Source organism: Rhizobium sp. SVR5-9E (assembly GCF_056755095.1).
This window is the reverse complement of the sequence record NZ_JBNDHS010000345.1, coordinates 1-288: the sequence shown is the minus strand read 5'-3', so window position 1 is coordinate 288 and position 288 is coordinate 1. Positions and strand designations below refer to the sequence as shown.

Sequence of the window (288 nt, the reverse complement as noted above, 5' to 3'; positions counted from 1 at the left end):
GTTTGTGGCAATGCTTGAAAATCCTGTAAAAAACAATCCGATGAGAAATCCCGAAAGAGCGAAGGCCAGAAGGGATGTTGTTCTTGATCAGATGCTAAAAACGGGATACATTGAGCAGACAACCTTTGAAAAGGCAGTAGCCACACCCATAACTTTAGATTATCATCCGATCAAAAACATCAATGACGATTATTCTGCTTACTATAAGTTTTACTTAAAAAAGGAAATTGATGCCTATCTTAAAGATTACGAAAAAGAAAATGGTAAAAAACTGAATCTGTATAAAGA

Annotated in this window: 1 protein-coding gene; it reads left to right on the top strand. The window is 35.1% G+C overall.

Annotation, left to right across the window (positions count from 1 at the left end; all coding sequences use genetic code 11):
- Positions 1–288, top strand: a 288-nt coding sequence (locus ACPYOJ_RS35115) for a hypothetical protein (protein ID WP_481420347.1), incomplete at both ends; no start/stop codon positions are given.